This window comes from Treponema endosymbiont of Eucomonympha sp., from assembly GCF_001028545.1.
The window spans coordinates 1-832 of sequence record NZ_BBPW01000276.1 but is presented as its reverse complement, the minus strand read 5'-3'; the positions used below and the strand labels follow the sequence as shown (position 1 = coordinate 832).

2 protein-coding genes are annotated in these 832 nt (G+C 57.6%); both read left to right on the top strand.

Going from position 1 to position 832, the window contains the following annotated elements; translation table 11 throughout:
* Positions 1 to 210 (top strand): hypothetical protein (locus AWU74_RS11835; RefSeq protein ID WP_187150907.1); only part of this gene is annotated, 210 nt, incomplete at its 5' end.
* A 52-nt stretch (positions 211 to 262) separates the two neighbouring features.
* On the top strand, positions 263 to 832 hold a 570-nt coding region (locus tag AWU74_RS06500), incomplete at its 3' end, for an FAD synthetase family protein (RefSeq protein WP_187150906.1).

Here is an 832-nt window from a genome sequence, read left to right as displayed (position 1 = left end):
CGGCAGTGCGGACTCGCCCCGCTGCTGCTTGCCGATTCCCGTACTGCGTCCTTTTTCAACGGATGTCCGCTTTCGCCGGACTGGTTCGCCCCGTTCGCGGCGGGCAAAAACGCCGGAAGCTTTGCCGTATTCATCGCAGACGGCTCCTTCGCGGGAGTGCTCCATACGGGACAAACGCGGCGCATTGCGCTACGGTTTTGTATCTGCTAAAATGCGCCCGCATAAAACATAACGCTGTTTTGAAGACGATAAGGATATGTGCGTGGAGCAATCCGGTTTTAAGGCGTATTCGTGGGACGACGTGCTGCATGAGCGGATAATGGAAGCAAAAAACGGGACGGTGCTTACCGTCGGCAGTTTTGACGGACCGCACCGTGGGCATCAGGCGCTTTTTGACGCTGTACTGAACGAAAAGGCATATGCGCCGGGCGTCGTTACGTTCGCCGTGCCGCCGCCCGCGCTCAAAGAACCCGCGCGGTTTCCCGGTTTGCTCTCAACATTGCCGGAACGCCTTGCATTTTTCAGAATGAGAGGGTTTGCATTCGCGGCAGTTATTGACTTTTCCCCCGAATTCAGTAGAATGACGGGCGAAGCGTTCTTATCCCGTCTGCAAAAGAACTGCAATATGCGTTTTCTTGCAGAGGGGAGGGGGTTCCGCTGCGGATTCAGGGGCGAAACCGCTATGACGGAAATCGGGCGCATTGCGCAACTCGCCGGTTTTCGGGTGCTGACGGCGGAGCCGGTGCTGTATGGCGGGGAGCCGATTAGTTCGTCGCGGATACGGCTGGCGATAGAAGCAGGCAGGCTGACAGACGCTTCCGAGATGCTTGGG